The organism is Psychrobacter sp. NPDC078409 (assembly GCF_050268505.1).
GTDB lineage: Bacteria > Pseudomonadota > Gammaproteobacteria > Pseudomonadales > Moraxellaceae > Psychrobacter.
On record NZ_JBNNGW010000004.1, the window covers coordinates 99996 to 118840 of the forward strand.

16 protein-coding genes are annotated in these 18845 nt (G+C 42.9%); 8 read left to right on the top strand and 8 right to left on the bottom strand.

Annotated elements, in window-relative coordinates:
• Positions 1-130 precede the first annotated feature (130 nt).
• The 4 genes from ACQKC9_RS09190 to ACQKC9_RS09205 all read left to right on the top strand — a co-directional run bounded on the left by ACQKC9_RS09190 (position 131) and on the right by ACQKC9_RS09205 (position 4255).
• A complete protein-coding gene (locus tag ACQKC9_RS09190) occupies positions 131-1147 on the top strand; it encodes an ABC transporter permease (RefSeq protein ID WP_057761126.1) in 1017 nt (338 codons plus the stop codon).
• 156 nt (positions 1148-1303) lie between these two features.
• The gene (locus ACQKC9_RS09195; RefSeq protein ID WP_427621522.1) at positions 1304-2218 is read left to right on the top strand and encodes an ABC transporter permease; all 915 of its coding nucleotides are present in this window, start codon (positions 1304-1306) and stop codon (positions 2216-2218) included.
• Position 2219: 1 nt separating this feature from the next.
• Positions 2220-3287 (top strand): ABC transporter ATP-binding protein, encoded by a 1068-nt coding sequence (locus ACQKC9_RS09200; RefSeq protein WP_057761130.1) that lies wholly within the window; start codon positions 2220-2222, stop codon positions 3285-3287.
• Positions 3284-4255 carry a peptide ABC transporter ATP-binding protein gene (locus tag ACQKC9_RS09205; RefSeq protein WP_102093680.1) on the top strand — a complete coding sequence of 324 codons (972 nt, stop codon included), beginning with the start codon at positions 3284-3286 and terminating at the stop codon, positions 4253-4255. Before ACQKC9_RS09200 ends, ACQKC9_RS09205 begins: the two co-directional genes overlap by 4 nt.
• A gap of 27 nt (positions 4256-4282) precedes the next feature.
• Here ACQKC9_RS09205 and ACQKC9_RS09210 read toward each other — a convergent pair whose 3' ends face one another.
• From ACQKC9_RS09210 to serS, 4 genes are all read right to left on the bottom strand, one after another.
• Positions 4283-5278, bottom strand: coding sequence for an NERD domain-containing protein (locus ACQKC9_RS09210; protein WP_427621523.1), 996 nt, complete (start codon positions 5276-5278; stop codon positions 4283-4285).
• A gap of 60 nt (positions 5279-5338) precedes the next feature.
• On the bottom strand, positions 5339-5881 hold the full coding sequence (locus ACQKC9_RS09215; RefSeq protein ID WP_427621525.1) for a hypothetical protein: 543 nt from the start codon (positions 5879-5881) through the stop codon (positions 5339-5341).
• A 271-nt stretch (positions 5882-6152) separates the two neighbouring features.
• The gene (gene tkt / locus ACQKC9_RS09220; protein ID WP_427621526.1) at positions 6153-8150 is read right to left on the bottom strand and encodes a transketolase; all 1998 of its coding nucleotides are present in this window, start codon (positions 8148-8150) and stop codon (positions 6153-6155) included.
• A 304-nt stretch (positions 8151-8454) separates the two neighbouring features.
• Positions 8455-9741, bottom strand: coding sequence for a serine--tRNA ligase (gene serS, locus ACQKC9_RS09225; protein WP_427621527.1), 1287 nt, complete (start codon positions 9739-9741; stop codon positions 8455-8457).
• A gap of 498 nt (positions 9742-10239) precedes the next feature.
• On the opposite strand from serS, the gene ACQKC9_RS09230 reads away from it, so the two are divergent.
• The gene (locus ACQKC9_RS09230) at positions 10240-10899 is read left to right on the top strand and encodes a YcxB family protein (protein ID WP_427621528.1); all 660 of its coding nucleotides are present in this window, start codon (positions 10240-10242) and stop codon (positions 10897-10899) included.
• Positions 10900-11165: 266 nt separating this feature from the next.
• On the top strand, positions 11166-11651 hold the full coding sequence (locus ACQKC9_RS09235; protein WP_427621530.1) for a Dps family protein: 486 nt from the start codon (positions 11166-11168) through the stop codon (positions 11649-11651).
• Between the two features lie 118 nt (positions 11652-11769).
• Here the strand turns inward: ACQKC9_RS09235 and ACQKC9_RS09240 are convergent, their stop codons facing one another.
• The 3 genes from ACQKC9_RS09240 to ACQKC9_RS09250 form a co-directional block, all read right to left on the bottom strand.
• Entirely contained in the window at positions 11770-12474 is a 705-nt protein-coding gene (locus ACQKC9_RS09240; RefSeq protein ID WP_427621531.1) for a DUF2057 family protein, read from the bottom strand.
• Between the two features lie 102 nt (positions 12475-12576).
• Positions 12577-13380 carry a DnaA regulatory inactivator Hda gene (gene hda, locus ACQKC9_RS09245; protein ID WP_420229410.1) on the bottom strand — a complete coding sequence of 268 codons (804 nt, stop codon included), beginning with the start codon at positions 13378-13380 and terminating at the stop codon, positions 12577-12579.
• A gap of 328 nt (positions 13381-13708) precedes the next feature.
• Positions 13709-14815 (bottom strand): AI-2E family transporter, encoded by a 1107-nt coding sequence (locus ACQKC9_RS09250; RefSeq protein ID WP_057761151.1) that lies wholly within the window; start codon positions 14813-14815, stop codon positions 13709-13711.
• A 500-nt stretch (positions 14816-15315) separates the two neighbouring features.
• On the opposite strand from ACQKC9_RS09250, the gene purM reads away from it, so the two are divergent.
• The gene (gene purM / locus ACQKC9_RS09255) at positions 15316-16377 is read left to right on the top strand and encodes a phosphoribosylformylglycinamidine cyclo-ligase (protein WP_427621532.1); all 1062 of its coding nucleotides are present in this window, start codon (positions 15316-15318) and stop codon (positions 16375-16377) included.
• Positions 16377-17069 (top strand): phosphoribosylglycinamide formyltransferase, encoded by a 693-nt coding sequence (gene purN, locus ACQKC9_RS09260; protein WP_427621534.1) that lies wholly within the window; start codon positions 16377-16379, stop codon positions 17067-17069. Before purM ends, purN begins: the two co-directional genes overlap by 1 nt.
• A gap of 164 nt (positions 17070-17233) precedes the next feature.
• On the opposite strand, the gene ACQKC9_RS09265 is transcribed toward purN, so the two are convergent.
• Positions 17234-18607, bottom strand: coding sequence for an NAD-dependent succinate-semialdehyde dehydrogenase (locus ACQKC9_RS09265; RefSeq protein WP_427621536.1), 1374 nt, complete (start codon positions 18605-18607; stop codon positions 17234-17236).
• Positions 18608-18845 lie beyond the last annotated feature (238 nt).

The following is an 18845-nucleotide window of genomic DNA, read 5'->3' on the forward strand; positions in this document are numbered from 1 at the left end:
GCTGGGTCAGATACTCTGCTCCAGCCGCACTTATATGAATGATATGAACAATATGAATTAAGCGCTTTGTCACGGATCTCTTCATCATCGCTAATACTTTAATCATTGAACCACAACTATTGAGCAGCCCATGCTACTTTATATTCTGCGTCGTATTGCCATTTTAATACCCGTCTATCTTGGTCTAACGCTATCAACTTTTACTCTGATTCGTCTCGTACCTGGAGATGCCGTCGAGATTATGATGGGCGAGCGTATGGTCGATCCAGAGCTACATGCTCGTGCCTTAGAAAGGCTAGGATTAGACAAACCGCTCGTCGCCCAGTATTGGGATTATTTGACTGGTATCCTAACGGGTGATTTCGGTCAGTCCTTTCGTACTCGTACGCCCGTACTACAAGACTTCTTTGCTCACTTTGTTCCTACTCTAGAATTGGCATTATGCGCTATTGTTATCGCTAGTGTCATTGGTGTCAGCTTAGGCATCTTTGCTGCCCTGCGCCGTGGTACATGGATTGATTACACCCTAATGTCAGGCGCGTTGGCAGGCTACTCTATGCCTATCTATTTATTAGGTCCCATCCTGACTGGTATCTTCGCTCACTATTTAGGTCTCTTGCCTGTCGCTGGAGTCATATCTGTTGCACAGTTTTTAGATGTGCAACCACTGTATGGGTCATGGTTACTCGGCTCACTAAGCTCAGGAGAGCCTGGCGCGTTTTGGAACGTGGTCAAACACTTTATATTGCCCTCTATTGCCTTGTCGACCATTCCGTTAGCAATGATTGCGCGAATGACACGCTCTGCGATGCTAGAGGTGTTAGATGAGGATTATGTGCGTACAGCACGGGCCAAAGGCTTATCTCCACGCCGAGTGATACTAGTCCACGTAATGCGTAATGCCTTGATTACGGTGGTTACAGTCGTTGGCCTACAGATGGCGACATTGCTCGCAGGCGCCATTATTACCGAGACTATCTTTAGTTGGCCAGGCGTTGGTAATTGGCTACTCGATGGGTTTTTCACTCGTGACTACCCTATTGTACAAAACGGTATTTTATTGGTGGCCACTGCCTTGATTTTGGTTAGTTTATTTATTGATATTTTGTATGGTCTGATCAATCCACGTATTCGCCATACTTCTTAATTCAACATTGATAAATACTCATATTATAAGTAGTGAAAAATAGCGATTGCCTGGTTTTGAGTCGTTTTCAGCACATTCCTGAATGATTACTAGGAATGATTGCTAGAAATGGAACTCTACATATTTGCAACGCGTTAGCCACTATAGGAAATGCTCATGAAGCCTTCTGTTCTCCCCTCTGATGTCAATCTGATGGCAGCCACACCGCCATCCTCTTGGCAACTATTTTTGTCGACGTTCTGCCGAAACAAAGGCGCGGTGCTTGGTTTTATCGTACTGGCACTCATGGTGCTTGTTGCCATACTCGCGCCCGCCATTGCACCTCATGACCCTTATGAGCTATTTACCGGTCAAGAGCAATTGCCCCCTGCTTTTTTGGATGGTGGCAATACGATGTTTTGGCTAGGTACTGATGATGCTGGCCGCGATACCTTATCGCGAGTGATGTATGGCGCGCGCTATTCACTGTTTATCGGTTTGAGCGCGACCACCCTTGCTATGCTGGTCGGTATTTCTTTAGGTCTGAGTGCAGCATTTTGGCCAAAGGTCTGGGGCAAAGCGGTCATGTTGGTCAATGATATCTTGATGTCTTATCCGAGCTTGCTATTGGCCATTATCATTGCCGCTATCTTAGGACCATCTATGACCAATACGATTATTACAATCGCACTGGTCTGTACGCCGCCTTTTATTCGGCTGACTCGTGCGACGGCGATGGTAGAGCTGCAACGTGAATATTTTATTGCCTCACAAGTGATGGGCGCTGGCGTACTGCGTTTGTTGTTTATTACTATTTTGCCCAACTGTATGGCACCGCTTATCGTACAGGCAACGATGATTTTCTCGTCTGCTATTTTAGAAGCGGGTGCGATTGGTTTCCTAGGCTTTGGCGTACAGCCACCTGATGCCGAATGGGGCGCGATGCTAGGTACGGCGCGTCAATATATTCAAAGTAACGTTTGGCTAGCAATCTGGCCGGGTGTCGCTATTTTCTTAGCAGCACTATCGATTAACCTGACTGGTGATGGCTTACGCGATGCGCTAGATCCTAAATTAAAGCAGGTGACTTAAGATGACTGAACCATTAATTAATACGCCTATCACTCATACGTCTATGAATGGTGCATCAACAAAAGACTCACCGTTGCTATTAGATATCGAAAACCTGTCTGTCACTTTTGGACAAGGGGTGCGTGCCTTTCGCGCAGTCGATGATGTATCGTTAAAGATAACCCAAGGTGAAGTCATCGCTGTCGTGGGTGAATCTGGCTCAGGTAAGTCAGTCACTATGATGGCGCTAATGGGTCTGTTGCCACCTTCCGCGACCGTACGCGCACAGCGAGTGGTCTTTGACAATAAAGACATGCTCAGTATGTCAGCCAAAGAGAGACGCGGCATCATTGGTAAAGACATCTCTATGATTTTTCAAAATGCCATGTCTTGCCTAAATCCAAGCTTTACGGTTGAGATGCAGCTAGGTGAAGTGCTACGCAAGCACCTTGGTTTACGAGGCGCAGCCGTACAAACACGCATCTTAGAGCTGCTAGAGTTGGTCGAGATGCCCGATGCCAAAAACAGACTTAAGGTCTATCCGCATCAGCTATCAGGCGGTATGAGTCAACGGGTTATGATTGCGATGGCTATTGCTTGCGAGCCAAAACTGCTTATCGCAGATGAACCAACCACGGCTTTGGATGTCACGGTACAAGCACAGATCATGGATTTGCTGAGCAGATTACAACGCGAAAAACAAATGGCAATGGTATTAATTACCCACGATTTGGGCCTTGTCGCGCAAAACTCGCGCGATGTCGCGGTCATGTATGCTGGACAAGTGGTTGAAACCAGTACCGTGCCAGAGATTTTTCAAAAGCCTGCACATCCTTATACTGAAGCATTGCTACAAGCCATCCCTGAATTAGCCATCGGTCAAGATAGGCTAAACAGTTTACCAGGGGTCGTGCCAAGTCAATATGACAGGCCAGCTGGTTGCTTGCTGTCTCCCCGTTGCCCGTATAAAGAACCTGCTTGTGAAGTACCACCGCCTATTTTAGATACGCCCAATGGCAAGGTGCGTTGTATTGATTCTAATATTACCTCTCGACCCTCTCACGCTGCTACCTTGGAGTCACAAGTATGAGTAATAAAGTGGTCCTAAAAGCAGACAATCTACACAAGCACTATCCAGTATCACAAGGTCTGGGCAAAGCAAAGGCCTACGTGAAAGCGCTCAATGGTGTCTCGTTCGAACTCGAAGCTGGCAAGACATTGGCCGTCGTTGGCGAATCAGGCTGCGGAAAATCCACGCTTGCTCGACAGTTGACACTGATCGAAGCGCCTACACATGGTGAGCTATTTATCAACGATGAAGGCACCACAGGCTATAGCAGAAAAGCGCTAAAAGAGTTGCGTACTGAAATTCAAATGGTCTTTCAAAATCCTTATGGTAGCTTAAATCCGCGGCATACCATTGGCTATCAATTGACAGAACCATTAGATATCCATACCAAACTGTCTAAAGAAGAAAAGCGCGACAAAATCAACGAGATGATGAGACATGTCGGTCTACGTCCCGAACATGCTGGTCGTTATCCGCATATGTTTTCGGGTGGTCAGCGTCAACGTATTGCCCTCGCCCGCGCGATGATGCTCAACCCTAAAATCGTCGTCGCTGATGAGCCAACTTCCGCACTCGATGTATCGATTCAGGCGCAAGTCTTAAATCTATTTATGGATTTGCAGGATGAGTATCGCACCGCTTACGTCTTTATCTCGCACAACTTGTCGGTCGTGCGCCACGTCGCTGATGATGTGATGGTGATGTATTTGGGTCAAGCTGTTGAGCACGGCCCCAAAGAAGCGATTTATAATGCGCCAAAACACCCCTATACCATCGCCCTATTGGCTGCGGCACCAACGGTAAATGGCCATAAAAATGATTTGACCCTACAAGGTGAGCTACCAAGTCCGCTCAACCCGCCAAGTGGCTGCGCCCTCCATAAACGCTGTCCCTATGCCAAGCAGCAATGTAGCGAAGTAGAGCCACAACTGCGCGAATGGGACGGTCGATTAGTGGCTTGTTTACGTTTAGAAGAAATCTATGGTTAAGGTGACTAAGGTTAAAATGATTAACGACTAATCAATATTAACCACACCGCGGCACTTAGGAAATTTGCTACAACCAAAAAAGGTCTGACCTTGATTCAGGCCTTTTTTTGCTACTCTCTTAATCATCTCACCGTTACACCTTGGACAGGTTGGCGTTTGAATTAAATCAGCTGTATGGTCTATCACCTCAATTGTCGCAGAAGAACTCGCTGCTAGTTCAGGCTCCATAACTTCAAACGGCGTAAGAAAAACCTTATCAGCAATATCGTGCGATGTAATTGTATGCTGAGTGACTGCCTGCTGATTGTCCATACTATCAATTAGTAAATCGCTAGATTCAATTTCAGTCTGACCAGACCATTGATGCACTTCTCTGCTTTTTAGGATAGTTCTATCAACGGTTTCTTTTACTATAGACTCAGGTGCGGGATTATCAGTATTCTGGCTTGGATTGCTATGCTTGTCTTTTAGATAGGCTTTATGCTCTCTATTGGTACGCCAAGACTTACTAAATCTATTGCTATTAATCTGCTCAACGATGGACTTGACCTCGTCCTCAGTGAGTATCTTATCTTGCTTTTTCTTTACATACGAGACCATACCACTCGTCAACACATGCTCGGGCAACTCATCGCGGGTTTTTAATTCGCACTCACCGATGAACGCAATCATCGAATGAAAGTAGCGGGGCTCCAAGCCTAATAAATCTGCGAGCGTCTTAATGTGCAAGTAGTTTTGGCGCAACGGATTTTGGAATTTAAATTTACTTCCATTTTGGAAAACTTGTGTCCACTGTCTTTGGTTCTCGCTACCATATATCCAGCCTTTATAATTTTTGGTTTCAATCACAAAGATGCCGTATACAGAAACGATGATATGATCTATTTGGGTACTGCCACCATTGGCTCTTGGCAAGGTAATACCGTTTAATCGATGATAAACATCTTTTTCAAGCTTTAGCCACATGGCGACGTTGATGACGGTTTCACCGAGGAAACCTTTAAAGCTGGATTTTAGGGACATAATAGCGATCTTTAGAATGGTTATAGAATGTGCTAAGCGTAATACCAAAACTCTTTAAATTTAATTAATCAGCACTCTCTTACGATGCTTTAAAGGCTTGGCATAAGCAGAAGAACATGATTTGATATGTTTATAAAAACTCTTATAAACCCGATCATATTCTTCATCAAGCTGTTTAAGTACATCTAAAGTACTATCGCTAGGATTAACTTCATGTTCATGCTGTGCATTTATCAGGTTTCCCCCTGCATTTAAAAACAACTCATATTTTTTCTCAAGCTCTGGAAAATATAAAGCTATTAATATTTCTATCTTGCCACCTTCTCTATAAAATTCATCAACGTCCAAAGTTTCATCGCAATTGCTTGAAAAACTTTTGGATTGAACTTCCTGAATAATGGCTGCAAAATCAACCAGTCTAAAAACCACTTCCTCAAACTTTATTCTCAAAAAGGCTTCATACTCTTTTTTGCGTTCAGCTCTCTGAGCAATGAGAATACCGCACAGTCCAAACATTCCGATTATGCAGGCTGCTATCAAGCCTTCACTTAGTTCAATCTGTTTTAGCCATGTAATAGCATTTGCCAGTTCGATACTATCCATCTAATTTTTCCAGTTCTATAGTCGTATAATTTATTTTTATATGAGAGCTGCACAAGAAGTAAAATATAGCTTTGTGAGCAATCAATCTATTCTAATTTACCACTAAATCATTATGTTGAGGCACAGAATTTAGTACTGATTGCAGCAGTTATTTTATCGATAGCCATATTGATGAAAGCAGACCAAAAGAAAAGCCAAAGATTAAGCTATAAAAAAAGCCACTAGATTTCTCTAGTAGCTCTTTTTTTAAATACTAACTAAGTTAGGTTTATTACACCAAACTATTTACCGCTTCAATCACAGCATCAGTCGTGATACCAAACTCTTTATACAAGTCGCTAGCAGGAGCAGATTCGCCATAAGTGGTCATGCCGATGACTTTGCCATCTAGACCAACGAACTTATACCAGTAATCTACATGCGCGGCTTCTACTGCTACGCGAGCACGAATATTGGTTGGCAATACGGCTTCACGATAGCTAACATCTTGCTCAACGAAAATCTCAGCACATGGCATAGACACCACACGGACGCCAACACCATTTGCGCTCAACGCCTCATACGCTTCCATCGCTAGGCCAACTTCTGAACCAGTAGCGATAATGATTGCTTTTAGCTCACCTTGTTCTTTCGCAAGCACATAACCACCTTTGGTGATGTTCGCTACTTGCTCGCTATCACGCGCTTGATGTGGCAAGCTTTGACGGCTAAAGATCAACGCTGATGGATTGTTTTCTGATTTGATTGCTTCTACCCAAGCGCTTGCAGATTCAGTCGCATCACACGGACGCCATGTACGTAGGTTTGGCGTGGTACGTAGGCTAGTCAATTGCTCAACTGGCTGATGCGTTGGGCCATCTTCACCCAGACCGATAGAGTCATGCGTATAGACATGGATGACGCGCTGCTTCATCAATGCGCCCATACGTACTGCGTTACGTGCGTATTCCATAAACATCAGGAACGTCGCTACGTAAGGAATAAAACCGCCATGCAATGCAATACCATTGGCAATCGCAGTCATACCGAACTCGCGTACGCCATAATAGATATAGTTACCGTCAGCGTCTTTTTCGATACCCTTAGCGCCTTTAAATAGCGTCAGGTTTGAACCAGCTAGGTCGGCTGAACCACCCAACAGTTCTGGCAATAAAGGCTGCAAGCTATTGATTGCATTTTGGCTAGCTTTACGACTAGCGACATCGCCGCCCGCTTCTTGCGTTTGTTGAATATAGGCTTGCGCTTGGCTAGCAAAGTCAGCAGGCAATTCGCCATTTAGACGGCGTGATAGTTCTACTGCAAGCTCTGGATAGGCTTTTTTATATGCTTCAAAGTCAGCGTCCCAGTTCTTTTGCTGGACATCGCCTTTGGCTTTAGCATCCCATGCTTCATAGATTTCGTCATCTAATTCAAATGGGGCATGTTTCCAAGACAGCGCATCACGAGTCAAGGCAATTTCATCATCACCAAGTGGAGCACCATGACTGGCGGCTAGACCTTGTTTGTTCGGGCTACCAGCACCGATCGTGGTTTTACAAATAATTAGACTTGGCTTAGCAGTCTCTGCAATGGCTTGCTCAGTCGCTTGCGTGATTGCATCAGTATCATGACCGTCAACTTTGATAACTTGCCAGCCGTAAGACCCAAAACGCGCTTCGGTATCATCAGTGAACCAGCCTTCGACATTACCGTCGATTGAGATACCATTATCATCGTAGAAGAATACCAACTTACCAAGCGCCAACGTGCCAGCCAGTGAGCAAACTTCATGACTGATACCTTCCATCAAGCAGCCATCGCCCAAGAACGCATAAGTATGATGATCGACGATATTATGACCGTCACGGTTGAACTGTGCGGCTAGGGTTTTTTCTGCAATCGCAAAACCAACGGCATTAGCAATACCTTGTCCTAGTGGACCAGTCGTCGTTTCTACACCAGGCGTGTAACCAAGTTCAGGATGCCCTGGGGTTTTTGAATGCAGCTGACGGAAACCTTTAAGGTCATCAACGCTGACATCATAGCCTGATAAGTGTAGCAATGAATAAATAAGCATCGAGCCATGACCGTTTGACAGTACAAAGCGATCACGGTTGTGCCAATTAGGATCAGCTGGATTGTGCTTCAAAAATTTGCGCCACAAAACTTCGGCAATATCAGCCATACCCATTGGCGCACCCGGATGTCCAGAGTTGGCTTTTTGAACCGCGTCAAACGACAGTACACGGATGGCATTGGCTAGTTTACGTTCGCTAATTGGAGCTGGCATAGAGTGTCCTAATATTCGAATGAGTAGTATGAAGATAAGAGGAGAGTTTACTCAGAGGATAATCCATCAAAAACGCGACAGGCGTCCTCAATGGATAGGCTATAAAATAAAAATGCAATATTAACATATTTGCTATGAGCCTAGCCAAAAATGCGGTGACAAGACCGTTTATATTTAGCAATGACTCACATCAGTTTTGTTAAACGATAGACAGTTATATATTTTAATTTAAGTTATAAATAACAAACTGCGAGTGACCTAAGTGACCTAAGTGACAGGCAGCTCATTACTTATAGTCCATTTATTAAACTGAAATAGTCTCAGCACCGCCCATAAACGGACGTAGTACTTCTGGAATCGTAATGCTGCCGTCAGCGTTTTGATGATTTTCCATCACTGCTAGTAGCGTACGACCCACGGCCAAACCTGAACCATTTAAAGTATGAGCCAAGCTGGTTTGTTTGCCATCTTTGACACGCGTACCCATACGGCGCGCTTGGAAATCACCACAGTTAGAGCAGCTAGAGATTTCACGATAGGTATCTTGGCTTGGTAACCATACTTCAATGTCATAGGTTTTTTGTGCGGCAAAACCCATATCGCCAGTACATAGCTGTACCGTGCGGTATGGCAACTCAAGCTGCTGCAAGATATATTCAGCCTGTCCTGTCATCGCTTCTAATAGGTCATCAGACTGATCGCTAGTACCGACATTGACCATTTCAACTTTTTCAAACTGATGCTGACGAATCAAGCCACGAGTATCACGCCCGTGCGAACCCGCTTCACTACGAAAACATGGCGTATGCGCGGTGAATTTTAGCGGTAGCTCTTTGATATCCAAACGTTCGCCGCGTACTAAGTTGGTCATTGGTACTTCAGCGGTTGGAATAAGGTAAAAATCCATCTCTTCATTATTCGTGTGATTGCTTAGCTTAAACAAATCATCTTCAAATTTAGGCAACTGACCCGTACCTTTTAAGCTATCGCTATTAACGATATAAGGCACATATGTCTCAAGATAGCCGTACTTCATCGTATGCGTGTTCAACATGAATTGAATTAGTGCGCGATGCAATTGTGCCAATTGTCCTTTAAGCACGTTAAAACGGCTACCAGTCAACTTAGTCGCTGCCTCAAAGTCCAACATACCAAGCGTCTCACCGATATGCGTATGATCTTGAATTTCAAAATCAAACTCACGCGGCGTGCCCCATTTACGCACTTCTACGTTATCGTCTTCTGACGTACCGACTGGTACATCCGCCGCCGGAATATTCGGAATTTGCAAAGCCGCTTGAGTGATGCGCTCTTGTAACGTACGTAGTTCGTCTTCCGCAGTTTTAATCTCACCGCTAACGCTTTGCATCTCAGCCAATAGCTCACTGGCGTCTTCGCCTGATTTTTTTAGGGCACCTACTTGCTTTGCACCAGCATTACGGCGTGATTGCAACTCTTCGGTTTTGACTTGTAGAGACTTACGCTCATTTTCAATCGTCTGCCAGAACTCCATATCAAGCTCATAACCACGGGTGGCTAGCTGCTGTTGTAGGTCGCTTAAATCGCCGCGTAAGAGTTTCGGATCAATCATAGTAGTTGCCTGTAACACTAAAGGTTAGTAAAAGGTTTAAAAGTATTATTTATAGAGTAATTGCCTAGCGTACTGCTATCACGGTCTTTGTGATAACTGGCTATGACGTTATGTTTTATATCAACATATCTTGTAGACGCTATAATACCAAGACACGGCAGATTTGACCATGTTTTGGATATCTTTGACTGCTTTTCCCTGTTTTTAACTGACTCTCACTAGCTTTTGTTCATTATGCTAATCGCTTATCACAAGTTATTCTATTTCTAATTGCTCACTTTTGCTTTCGTCTAGTCTGAGTAAGCTGAGTATAGAGCGTGAACTACGTCATTAATATGACATCTATCCGTGAACAGTCTTGCTTATATGTTTCATTTAGGAGTACTTTTCGGTAAGATAAGCGCATACCTTTATTCACTTCTAGCCAAGTACGGCATCGCTGCTTCGCTTTGGCAGTTTTAATCCAACGCTTTTAATATAAGTATTTGAGAAACCTTTATGGCCCTGTACCCCTACACGCTCCAACCTGTCGCCTTAAACTTAACTGAGGCTGAATTTCACCAAGCACAGTATGAACTGTTTGCCAGTGCCAGCCCGTCTTTTGGTTTATCAAGCTTTAAGACCAAAGAGTGGATCATCATGGCAGTGGTTGTGGTACTCGCTATTGCAGGACTTATCTTTGTAACAGGCTATTCAACCATCATATTTTGGTTGATGCTGGTTGGTGTAGTGATTTATCTATTGGCGCGTACTTTAGGTTTTAAATGGTACGTAAAAAGAGAGTTTGACAAACAAGTGGCTGACCAAGAGATGCCAGATGAAATGCGCCAGATGAAGTTAGGTGTGCAAAAGCATGGTCTAGTCATGGCGATGCCAAGCAACCAGCCTGATATGATGAAAAACTCGCAAATGCGCGGTATGCAAATGCGTGCAGGTGCGACTCAGCAAGCAGTTATTCCTTGGACCTCTATCAAGAGCTGGGATGAGACTGATGACTATATCTTTATGATGTTTGAGCTAAAAGGTCAGCAAGGTAGCCAAATCGTACCGAAACGCTTGCAAGCACAGAAGTTTCCTATCGATACGATACGTCAACATTTACAAGAAGTGGTTCCTGTAAAAGGCTTAAACCCTGAAAACTTGCAGCCACCAGTGTAAATGTAATGAGGTCTCTCTATCGTTTAGAAGAACAGTAGAGAGACTTGATTTAAGTTTTATAAAACCAATCGTAAAATTGTATTTATTAAATTTAACTTATTAATAATAGTTTGCTATTATTATAAGCATCAAAGGAAGAGATAGAGTCTATATTAATAGATACAGATGAAAACTAAAGTATTTTTCTCTGTATTTTGATTTGTTAGAGTCTTTATTCTTCTTTGTTCATTATCATATAACTACACTCACACTATAAGGACAATACTATGAGTAATTCTAATAATGCTACTAACCAGATCGGTCTAGAAAAAGCAGACATGAGCGAAGTTATCGCTCAATTGAATAATCTACTATCAACATATCACGTGTTTTATTTAAACGTACGTGGCTATCATTGGAATGTAAAGGGTGAGCATTTCTTTACTTTGCATCCGCAATTTGAAGAATTGTATACGTCACTACAGGTCCAAATTGATGAAATTGCCGAGCGCATTTTAACCTTGGGTGGTACACCACTTCACGCTTACAGCGACTTTACGCAGCATACTAGTATCAGTGAAGATAAAAACGTCAAAGATGGTACAAGCTGCGTCAAAGGCGTAGTCACTGGCTTGCAAGCGTTAATTGCAGAACAGCGTCAAGTATCAGCTCTAGCAGAAGAGAGCGAAGACCAAGGTTCAGCTGACCTAGTTGATGCTTACGTACAAGAGCAAGAAAAACTGGTATGGATGTATAACGCGTTTTTGGGTTAATAGTCGTTAGATTTTGTTCGGCTTAACATTACTAGCTCTAATAATTATCAAGTTCTAAATAATAAAAAAGCACCTAATTAGGTGCTTTTTTATTGTCTATCTTTTATAGGATATTAATTTATTTCTCGATCCATTGACGCATTTTTTCACGTTCAGCAGGCGTAGCTTGTAGCCAAACTTGCATAAACGTATCTAGTGTATTAGTCGAAGTGTTTACGCTAGATGCTTGCTTAACAGTAGTCGTACCAGTATTGACGTTGCTAGTAGTATTTACTACTGGTTGATCTAAAGAGGCGATAGCACGTTGGTTCTGTAACTCTGCATCACCTGCACCGCCGAACACGCCGCCTAATGCTTTACCAATGCCTGAGAATATGCCGCCTTGATTACCGACCATACTTTGCTGGCTAGCAATGACCGTATTGTTCTGTTGCACAGCGAGCGTTGGCTGCTTGGCATAGTCTTTAGCAGCTTCATATGCTTCTGGTTGATTAGGCATAGTCAAACGATATGTTTGATTGTCGGCCAATTGTGCTGTCACGCTGACGTTACCTGAACGCAAATAGTCGTGCTGATCACGAGGCAAGTTATATAGACGGTCATACTTAGCAGTAATAGCGTGTTGTCCAGGCTGTAACGTAAATGTTTTCTGCAGCGGCTGAAAAGCGCTCTGCTGAATTTCCTGCCCATTAATAGCAGTTACTTTGATATGGTCATCAACCTGTAGGGTCACTGCTGCCTGTGACAACATAGAGACCGAGGCAGCACCTACCAATAACGTACCTATCGTTAATTTTTTTAGCAAAGAAGCATTCGATTTCATAAGTTATTCCATTAATAGTAAAAGCGAGTTGGACAAAAGATTCGTATTCTTACGGCTATTCATTTTTTGCTGCTAAAGGTCTTACTGCTAAGAGTTTTGCTGCTAAAAATCAAGTGGCATCGTATGTTGGTCTTGATCAGGCGTGTCGTTATCTACTTGTGTTTCTTGAGCGATATCCGCCAGTTCCGCGGCAAGCGTCTGCTCATCGATGGTACGCAAAGCATCACTTATGACTGCTTTTGAGATATTGCTGCGACCAAGATTAGAGAACATTGGTTGAATATAATTAAGTACTTCCATCATCGCACCGATACGATGCGGTCCATCGGTCAATAAATGATCAATAATTCGATCGTCAAACTGCCATCCACGTCGACGCAAAATAGACTGTAATAATGCTTGTCTGTCTGCAAAATCATGACCAGTAGGCACTTTAAAGGTCGGTGCTTGTGCCAAACGTGTCATTAAATCTCTTAACTGGAATGGTAAGTCATCGGCTGGTTTATTAGCGGCAAACAATAACTGGCGTTGCCCTTCTCGACTACGATTTATCAAGTGAAATAAAGCTTCTTGCCACTGGCTGCTTTGCTCAAGCACTTCCAAATCATCGATAGCAATCAGATCAAAGTTTTCTAAAGATGATAGTACGTGGACATCTGTATGAATCAGCTCGTTAAGGGACAAACAAATAGCCGATTTGTCCATCTCGATAAATGACTCGCAAATAGCAGACAGCAAATGGGACTTACCTGTAGCAGGGCTACCAAACAGATATAGTTGACCGATCAGGCCGACATGTAACTGCCGTACTGCATCAATAATCGACATCCAACCGGGACCGGCAAAGTCGCTGAGACTTGCATCATGCTTAATGTCCAGATTGAGACTTAGCTGTGCTTCTGCCATGAATCATCAACTCGTGTTGCGTAGTGCAATGGAAAAATATAATAAAAAAGATAGGTTACTTTGAGCTGTATTCATTACTGTCAATACTAGCCGATACAGCTGTAAGTAATGGCCCTATAGCCTTTGCAAAAATCGGTCAGTCACTTTGTTGAAAACAACGTTAGCAAAACTGGTACCAAAACGGTTGATACTATCAACACTGCGCCTATATATAACATATTTACAAAATGACTGACAAGTCTTTTACCCATTAAGCCTTATCAATCATTGCGTTCATATCCTAATATTGCATATCGATCTTTATCTAGTATGTTCAATAATAAGATAATTATCTTTTTTCAAACAATGCCAGTTGTTTACGACCTTTATAAAAGTCAGTGGTTCGATAGTAGTTGTATAAATGGCGGAACAAGACATTTAAGACAGCGGACACTGGTAAGGCAATAAGCATACCGACAAAGCCTAGTAGACTGGCACCAGCCAAGACGGCAAATATGACCCACAATGGCGATAGACCAATCTTATCACCTAACAGCAATGGTTGTAGGATATAACCTTCTGCAGCTTGTCCAATCAAGAACGCACCTACGACCAATGACAAATACGTCCAGTCCAATCCGAACTGAAATAGGCAGGCAATAATAGCCGCGATAAAACCAATACCAAATCCTAAATACGGCACAAAACTGGCAATGCCTGCTACCATACCAATGATAAGCCCAAGCTCTAGCCCGATAAGCTGCAACTGTACGGCATAAATAGCGCCTAGCAACACCATTACCAGCAATTGACCTTTGATAAATGCCATCAATGCCAGATCACATTCTTTAGCTATTTCAGTCACTTTTTGACAGTAAGCACCTGGTATCGCCATCTTCCAGTTATGCAAGCGCTGATCCCAATTAAATAGGAAGTAGAAGGTTAAAATAGGTACCAATACAATAAGACCTGCATTATTGATGAAGTTCATACTTGAGGTCAGTATTTGGCTCATCATGGTGCTAGCATCAGCAAACTTATAGTTCGTTTGCATATAATCGACGAGAGTATCGGAAAACTCTTTAGATTCTAATTGGGGCAGTTTGATACGAGTATTACTGTTGAACCACTCTCGTACTACTTGGTTATACCAATTAAATATCTTTGGCAAATAATCCCAGGCCGCTTGCAGCTGATGCCATAGTGTCGGTACCAACCACCACAATAATAACGCCATCCCCAAAGTAATCGTCGAGTAGACAATAATAATCGCGACCCAGCGCTTGATGTATTTTGATAGGCGCTTGACTAGAGGATTAAATAGATAAGCCAGCATAAAGGCAAAAACGAAGGGCACGATGACGGGCATCATTAAATACAAGAGAAACACAGCCACAACTAACGCCACGACAATAAATAAACGCCGAAAAAAAGGATCTATTGGTTGATTCATCATGGCAAGTAATCCTATAGTTGGACGAGGTTAAAAAAAGTGACAGTCAGTCAGTAATAGTATTTTCTAAAAAAATAAATGCCGTCATCACGATGTGTCACTAGGCGAATTGCTTTCTTTTCTCATTAGTTTTAGCTAGCTAAACTGAGACGTATCAACGTTCCTAAAAAGTCTAATTTTTAATAAATTTATGTTTATTAGTTTTTATTCTGTCAATCACATTTGGACTTGTATTAAGGCCATTATTGACAATAAATTTAGCGTTCTATTATCGCAGAGTACAATAAAAAATCAGTCATTTTTTGTTTCTTAACGGCTTATTTGCCACTTAATGCAAATCTTAGTCAAATATTGGCAAGTTGCTTTGCGAGTACGGTCTGTTTTTGGGTATAATGCGCGCACTGTCTTTAAACTTTGCTTTTGAACTTTATAACGCTGATTTTTGCGTGCTCAATTACTTTACCTTCTAATTCCAATTATCTATCCCCAACTGTGAGATGACTATGAGTGACAAGCCTTCTTTAAGCTACAAAGATGCCGGTGTTGATATCGATGCAGGCGATGCTTTGGTTCAGCGAATCAAGTCCGTTGCAAAAGCCACTACTCGTCCTGAAGTCGTGGGTGGACTTGGCGGTTTTGGTGCGTTATGCCGTATCCCAACAGGTTATACCTCACCATTATTGGTTTCTGGCACTGATGGCGTCGGCACCAAACTAAAACTGGCGCTACAGCTGAACCGTCATGACACGATTGGTATTGATTTGGTCGCGATGTGCGTCAATGATCTACTGGTTTGCGGTGCAGAGCCACTATTCTTCTTAGACTATTATGCAACTGGTAAGCTAGATGTTGATGTTGCGGCGACTGTCGTGACTGGTATTGGTGATGGTTGTAAACTTGCTAACTGTGCGCTTATCGGCGGTGAAACTGCTGAAATGCCAGGCATGTATCAAGACGACGATTACGATCTAGCTGGATTTTGTGTAGGCGTGGTTGAAGAAGCAGAAGTCGTCACTGGTGAAAATGTCGCAGAAGGCGATGTACTGATTGCCCTTGCCTCAAGTGGCGCGCACTCAAATGGCTACTCATTGGTTCGTAAAGTCATCGAAGTTAGCGGTGTGGATGTTACAAGCAGCGATGAGCAACTAGATGGTCAGCCTATTCAAGACGCTTTAATGGCTCCTACCCGTATCTATGTAAAAGCCATCAAGGCATTACAAGACACGCTTGGTAGCTCAGCTTTACATGCGATGTCACATATCACAGGTGGTGGTCTAACGGACAACCTGCCACGTGTACTACCTGATAACCTAGCGGCTAGCATCGATACCAATAGCTGGCAGTTCTCAGAGCTATTCACTTGGCTACAGACCCAAGGTAATATCGCGCAGAGCGAGATGTACCGTACCTTTAACTGCGGCGTTGGTTTTGTCATCGTTATGCCAAAAGACAAAGCAGAAGCTGCTATCCAGACCTTGACTGATGCAGGCGAGACAGCTTGGCAAATAGGTGAAATGGTCAAACGCAGCACTGATGGCCAGGCGGATGCAGTGGTGTACCGTTAATGTCAATTGATAACGCAAGCCAGCCTATCAAACCATTGCGTATTGCTGTTCTAGTATCAGGAAGTGGTAGCAACCTGCAAGTGTTAATCAATGCAATGCAAGCAGGTGCGCTACCAGTCGAAATCGTTGGTGTTATTAGTAACCGTGAAGATGCTTATGCGTTGACACGTGCTAAAGATGCCTATATTCCAGTTGCGGTATTGTCACACGTTGCTAATGGCAAACGTATGGGCATCAAGACGTTTGAAACCCATGCCAACGAGCAGCTAATAGCATGGCAACCTGATTTGATCGTCTTAGCTGGGTTTATGCGTGTACTAAGTGGCTCATTCATTGATAATGTACCAGCGCCCATGATTAATCTTCACCCTTCTCTACTTCCGGTTTATAAGGGTTTAGATACTCATAAACGGGTTATACAAGCGGGTGAACGTCGTCACGGATGTAGTATTCATAAAGTGACGGCGGAGCTTGATGCAGGTCAGGTATTAACTCAAGCAGTATTGAATGTCGATATCAAGGACACAGTAGAGAGCTTACAGTCACGGGTTCAGAAGCTTGAGCATCAGCTACTACCTTGGACGATTTTACTACTAGCAAAAAATGTATTATCACTTGAAGCAAATAATACACCATCGCAAACGGAGACTTACCTACCTAAGTTGCCTTTGCAATTGCTTACAGACGGATAAAAATCTCAGCTTATTAAACTGCTTTTAATAATGCTTTATATAGCTCAATAAAAAGCCCAGCTACTCATTACGAGCAACTGGGCTTTTTTATTTGATAACCATTTATTATTACTTAAAATCGTAAATAGTTATCTATTTAGCTAATTTGTCTAATTAGTTCATTCTTAGAATACATGAACCGCTTTAATGTTGACAAACTCTTTGATACCAAAACCGCCATGCTCACGGCCATAGCCTGAGTTTTTCACGCCACCAAATGGCAGTGCAGGATTGGCAAGACCATAACCATTAATATAGACCATACCTGTATCGAATTGCTCACGTGCTAGACGAACAGCTTTCTCTTCGTCTTTTGAGAAAATCGCGCCACCTAAACCATAACGACTGTCATTAGCGATGCGCATTGCATCGTCTTCATCTTTTGCACGAATTAGTGAAGCGACAGGACCAAATAGTTCGTCATCGTATGCAGGCTGACCTTTTTCAACATTTTCCAAGATAGTTGCTGGATAGAAGCTACCTTTACCTTCAGGTACTTTACCGCCAACAGCGATCGTTGCACCTTTAGCCACACTTTGCTCTACTTGCTCATGTAGCTGCTCACGTAGATCTGCACGTGCTAATGGACCGATATCTGAGCTATCATCCATTGGGTCACCCGCTTTGGTGCCTTCAAATTTCTCAACGATACGTTTACGGAATTCGTCATATACGCTATCGACTACGATAAAGCGTTTGGCTGCTACACAAGTTTCACCATTATTGATTAAACGTGCTTGAGTACAAGTTTCTACTGCAGTTTCGATATCTGCATCTTCTAATACGATAAATGCATCGTTTGAACCTAGCTCTAATACCGCTTTCTTAATCGCTTTAGCTGCTTGCTGACCAACGATCACACCTGCTTTATCACTACCTGTTAGTGTCACGCCACGTACTTTGTCATTGCCAATCAATGCTTCTGACTGGTCATGGTCGATGATAATCGTACGGAACAAATCACTTGATAATTCAGATTCATGAAGAATTTTTTCGATTAATAGACCAGAGCCTGTTACGTTAGATGCGTGTTTTAGCAGAACACTGTTACCTGCCATCAAGTTTGCGATGGTATAACGGAATACTTGATACGCTGGGAAGTTCCAAGGCTGCATGCCGTAGATAATACCAATAGGTTGATACGTCACTAGCCCTTTTTTCATGCTTTCGATATCACGTACATCATCAGCTAAAGAAGCGACGCCATTTTCAGCAGTGTAATCACAGATGGCTTTGCAAAGATCAATCTCTTGCATGCTTTGGCTATATAACTTACCGCGCTCTTCAGTCATCAGCTTAGCCAGCTCTTCTTTATATTCCATCAGCTTATCACCGATAGACTTGATGACACGGCCACGTTCTTCGTGACTCACTGTACGCCATTCTAAAAATGCGTTATGTGAAGCATCGACAATCTTGTTGACTTCGTCGTTGCTCATATAATTGTAGTTACTGATTTCTTCGCCCGTGGTTGGGTTAATAGTAGTAATGTCTGACATAGTTACTGTCCTTATTATTCGAATTTATATTTGAGATTTATGATCGAGTTTATTGCCACTCGTAGTTATTTTGCGGTGACAGCTTTAATTGTTAAATTTACGTCGATAGCACAATCTATCGGTAGCTCGTTTTCTATCTGCCGTTATCTTAACAAGCTATTTGATGAAGAGTTTTACAATATATTGTGAAGTGTGTTGAAGATGTTAATAGTGTGACTGACTTATTAAGTATAACTAC

Excerpts from the sequence above, each read along its gene's own strand:
- ACQKC9_RS09190 (WP_057761126.1), top strand. The coding sequence starts at position 131 with ATGCTACTTTATATTCTGCGTCGTATTGCCATTTTAATACCCGTCTAT.
- ACQKC9_RS09195 (WP_427621522.1), top strand. The coding sequence starts at position 1,304 with ATGAAGCCTTCTGTTCTCCCCTCTGATGTCAATCTGATGGCAGCCACA.
- ACQKC9_RS09200 (WP_057761130.1), top strand. The coding sequence starts at position 2,220 with ATGACTGAACCATTAATTAATACGCCTATCACTCATACGTCTATGAAT.
- ACQKC9_RS09205 (WP_102093680.1), top strand. The coding sequence starts at position 3,284 with ATGAGTAATAAAGTGGTCCTAAAAGCAGACAATCTACACAAGCACTAT.
- ACQKC9_RS09210 (WP_427621523.1), bottom strand. The coding sequence starts at position 5,278 with ATGTCCCTAAAATCCAGCTTTAAAGGTTTCCTCGGTGAAACCGTCATC.
- ACQKC9_RS09215 (WP_427621525.1), bottom strand. The coding sequence starts at position 5,881 with ATGGATAGTATCGAACTGGCAAATGCTATTACATGGCTAAAACAGATT.
- tkt (WP_427621526.1), bottom strand. The coding sequence starts at position 8,150 with ATGCCAGCTCCAATTAGCGAACGTAAACTAGCCAATGCCATCCGTGTA.
- serS (WP_427621527.1), bottom strand. The coding sequence starts at position 9,741 with ATGATTGATCCGAAACTCTTACGCGGCGATTTAAGCGACCTACAACAG.
- ACQKC9_RS09230 (WP_427621528.1), top strand. The coding sequence starts at position 10,240 with ATGGCCCTGTACCCCTACACGCTCCAACCTGTCGCCTTAAACTTAACT.
- ACQKC9_RS09235 (WP_427621530.1), top strand. The coding sequence starts at position 11,166 with ATGAGTAATTCTAATAATGCTACTAACCAGATCGGTCTAGAAAAAGCA.
- ACQKC9_RS09240 (WP_427621531.1), bottom strand. The coding sequence starts at position 12,474 with ATGAAATCGAATGCTTCTTTGCTAAAAAAATTAACGATAGGTACGTTA.
- hda (WP_420229410.1), bottom strand. The coding sequence starts at position 13,380 with ATGGCAGAAGCACAGCTAAGTCTCAATCTGGACATTAAGCATGATGCA.
- ACQKC9_RS09250 (WP_057761151.1), bottom strand. The coding sequence starts at position 14,815 with ATGATGAATCAACCAATAGATCCTTTTTTTCGGCGTTTATTTATTGTC.
- purM (WP_427621532.1), top strand. The coding sequence starts at position 15,316 with ATGAGTGACAAGCCTTCTTTAAGCTACAAAGATGCCGGTGTTGATATC.
- purN (WP_427621534.1), top strand. The coding sequence starts at position 16,377 with ATGTCAATTGATAACGCAAGCCAGCCTATCAAACCATTGCGTATTGCT.
- ACQKC9_RS09265 (WP_427621536.1), bottom strand. The coding sequence starts at position 18,607 with ATGTCAGACATTACTACTATTAACCCAACCACGGGCGAAGAAATCAGT.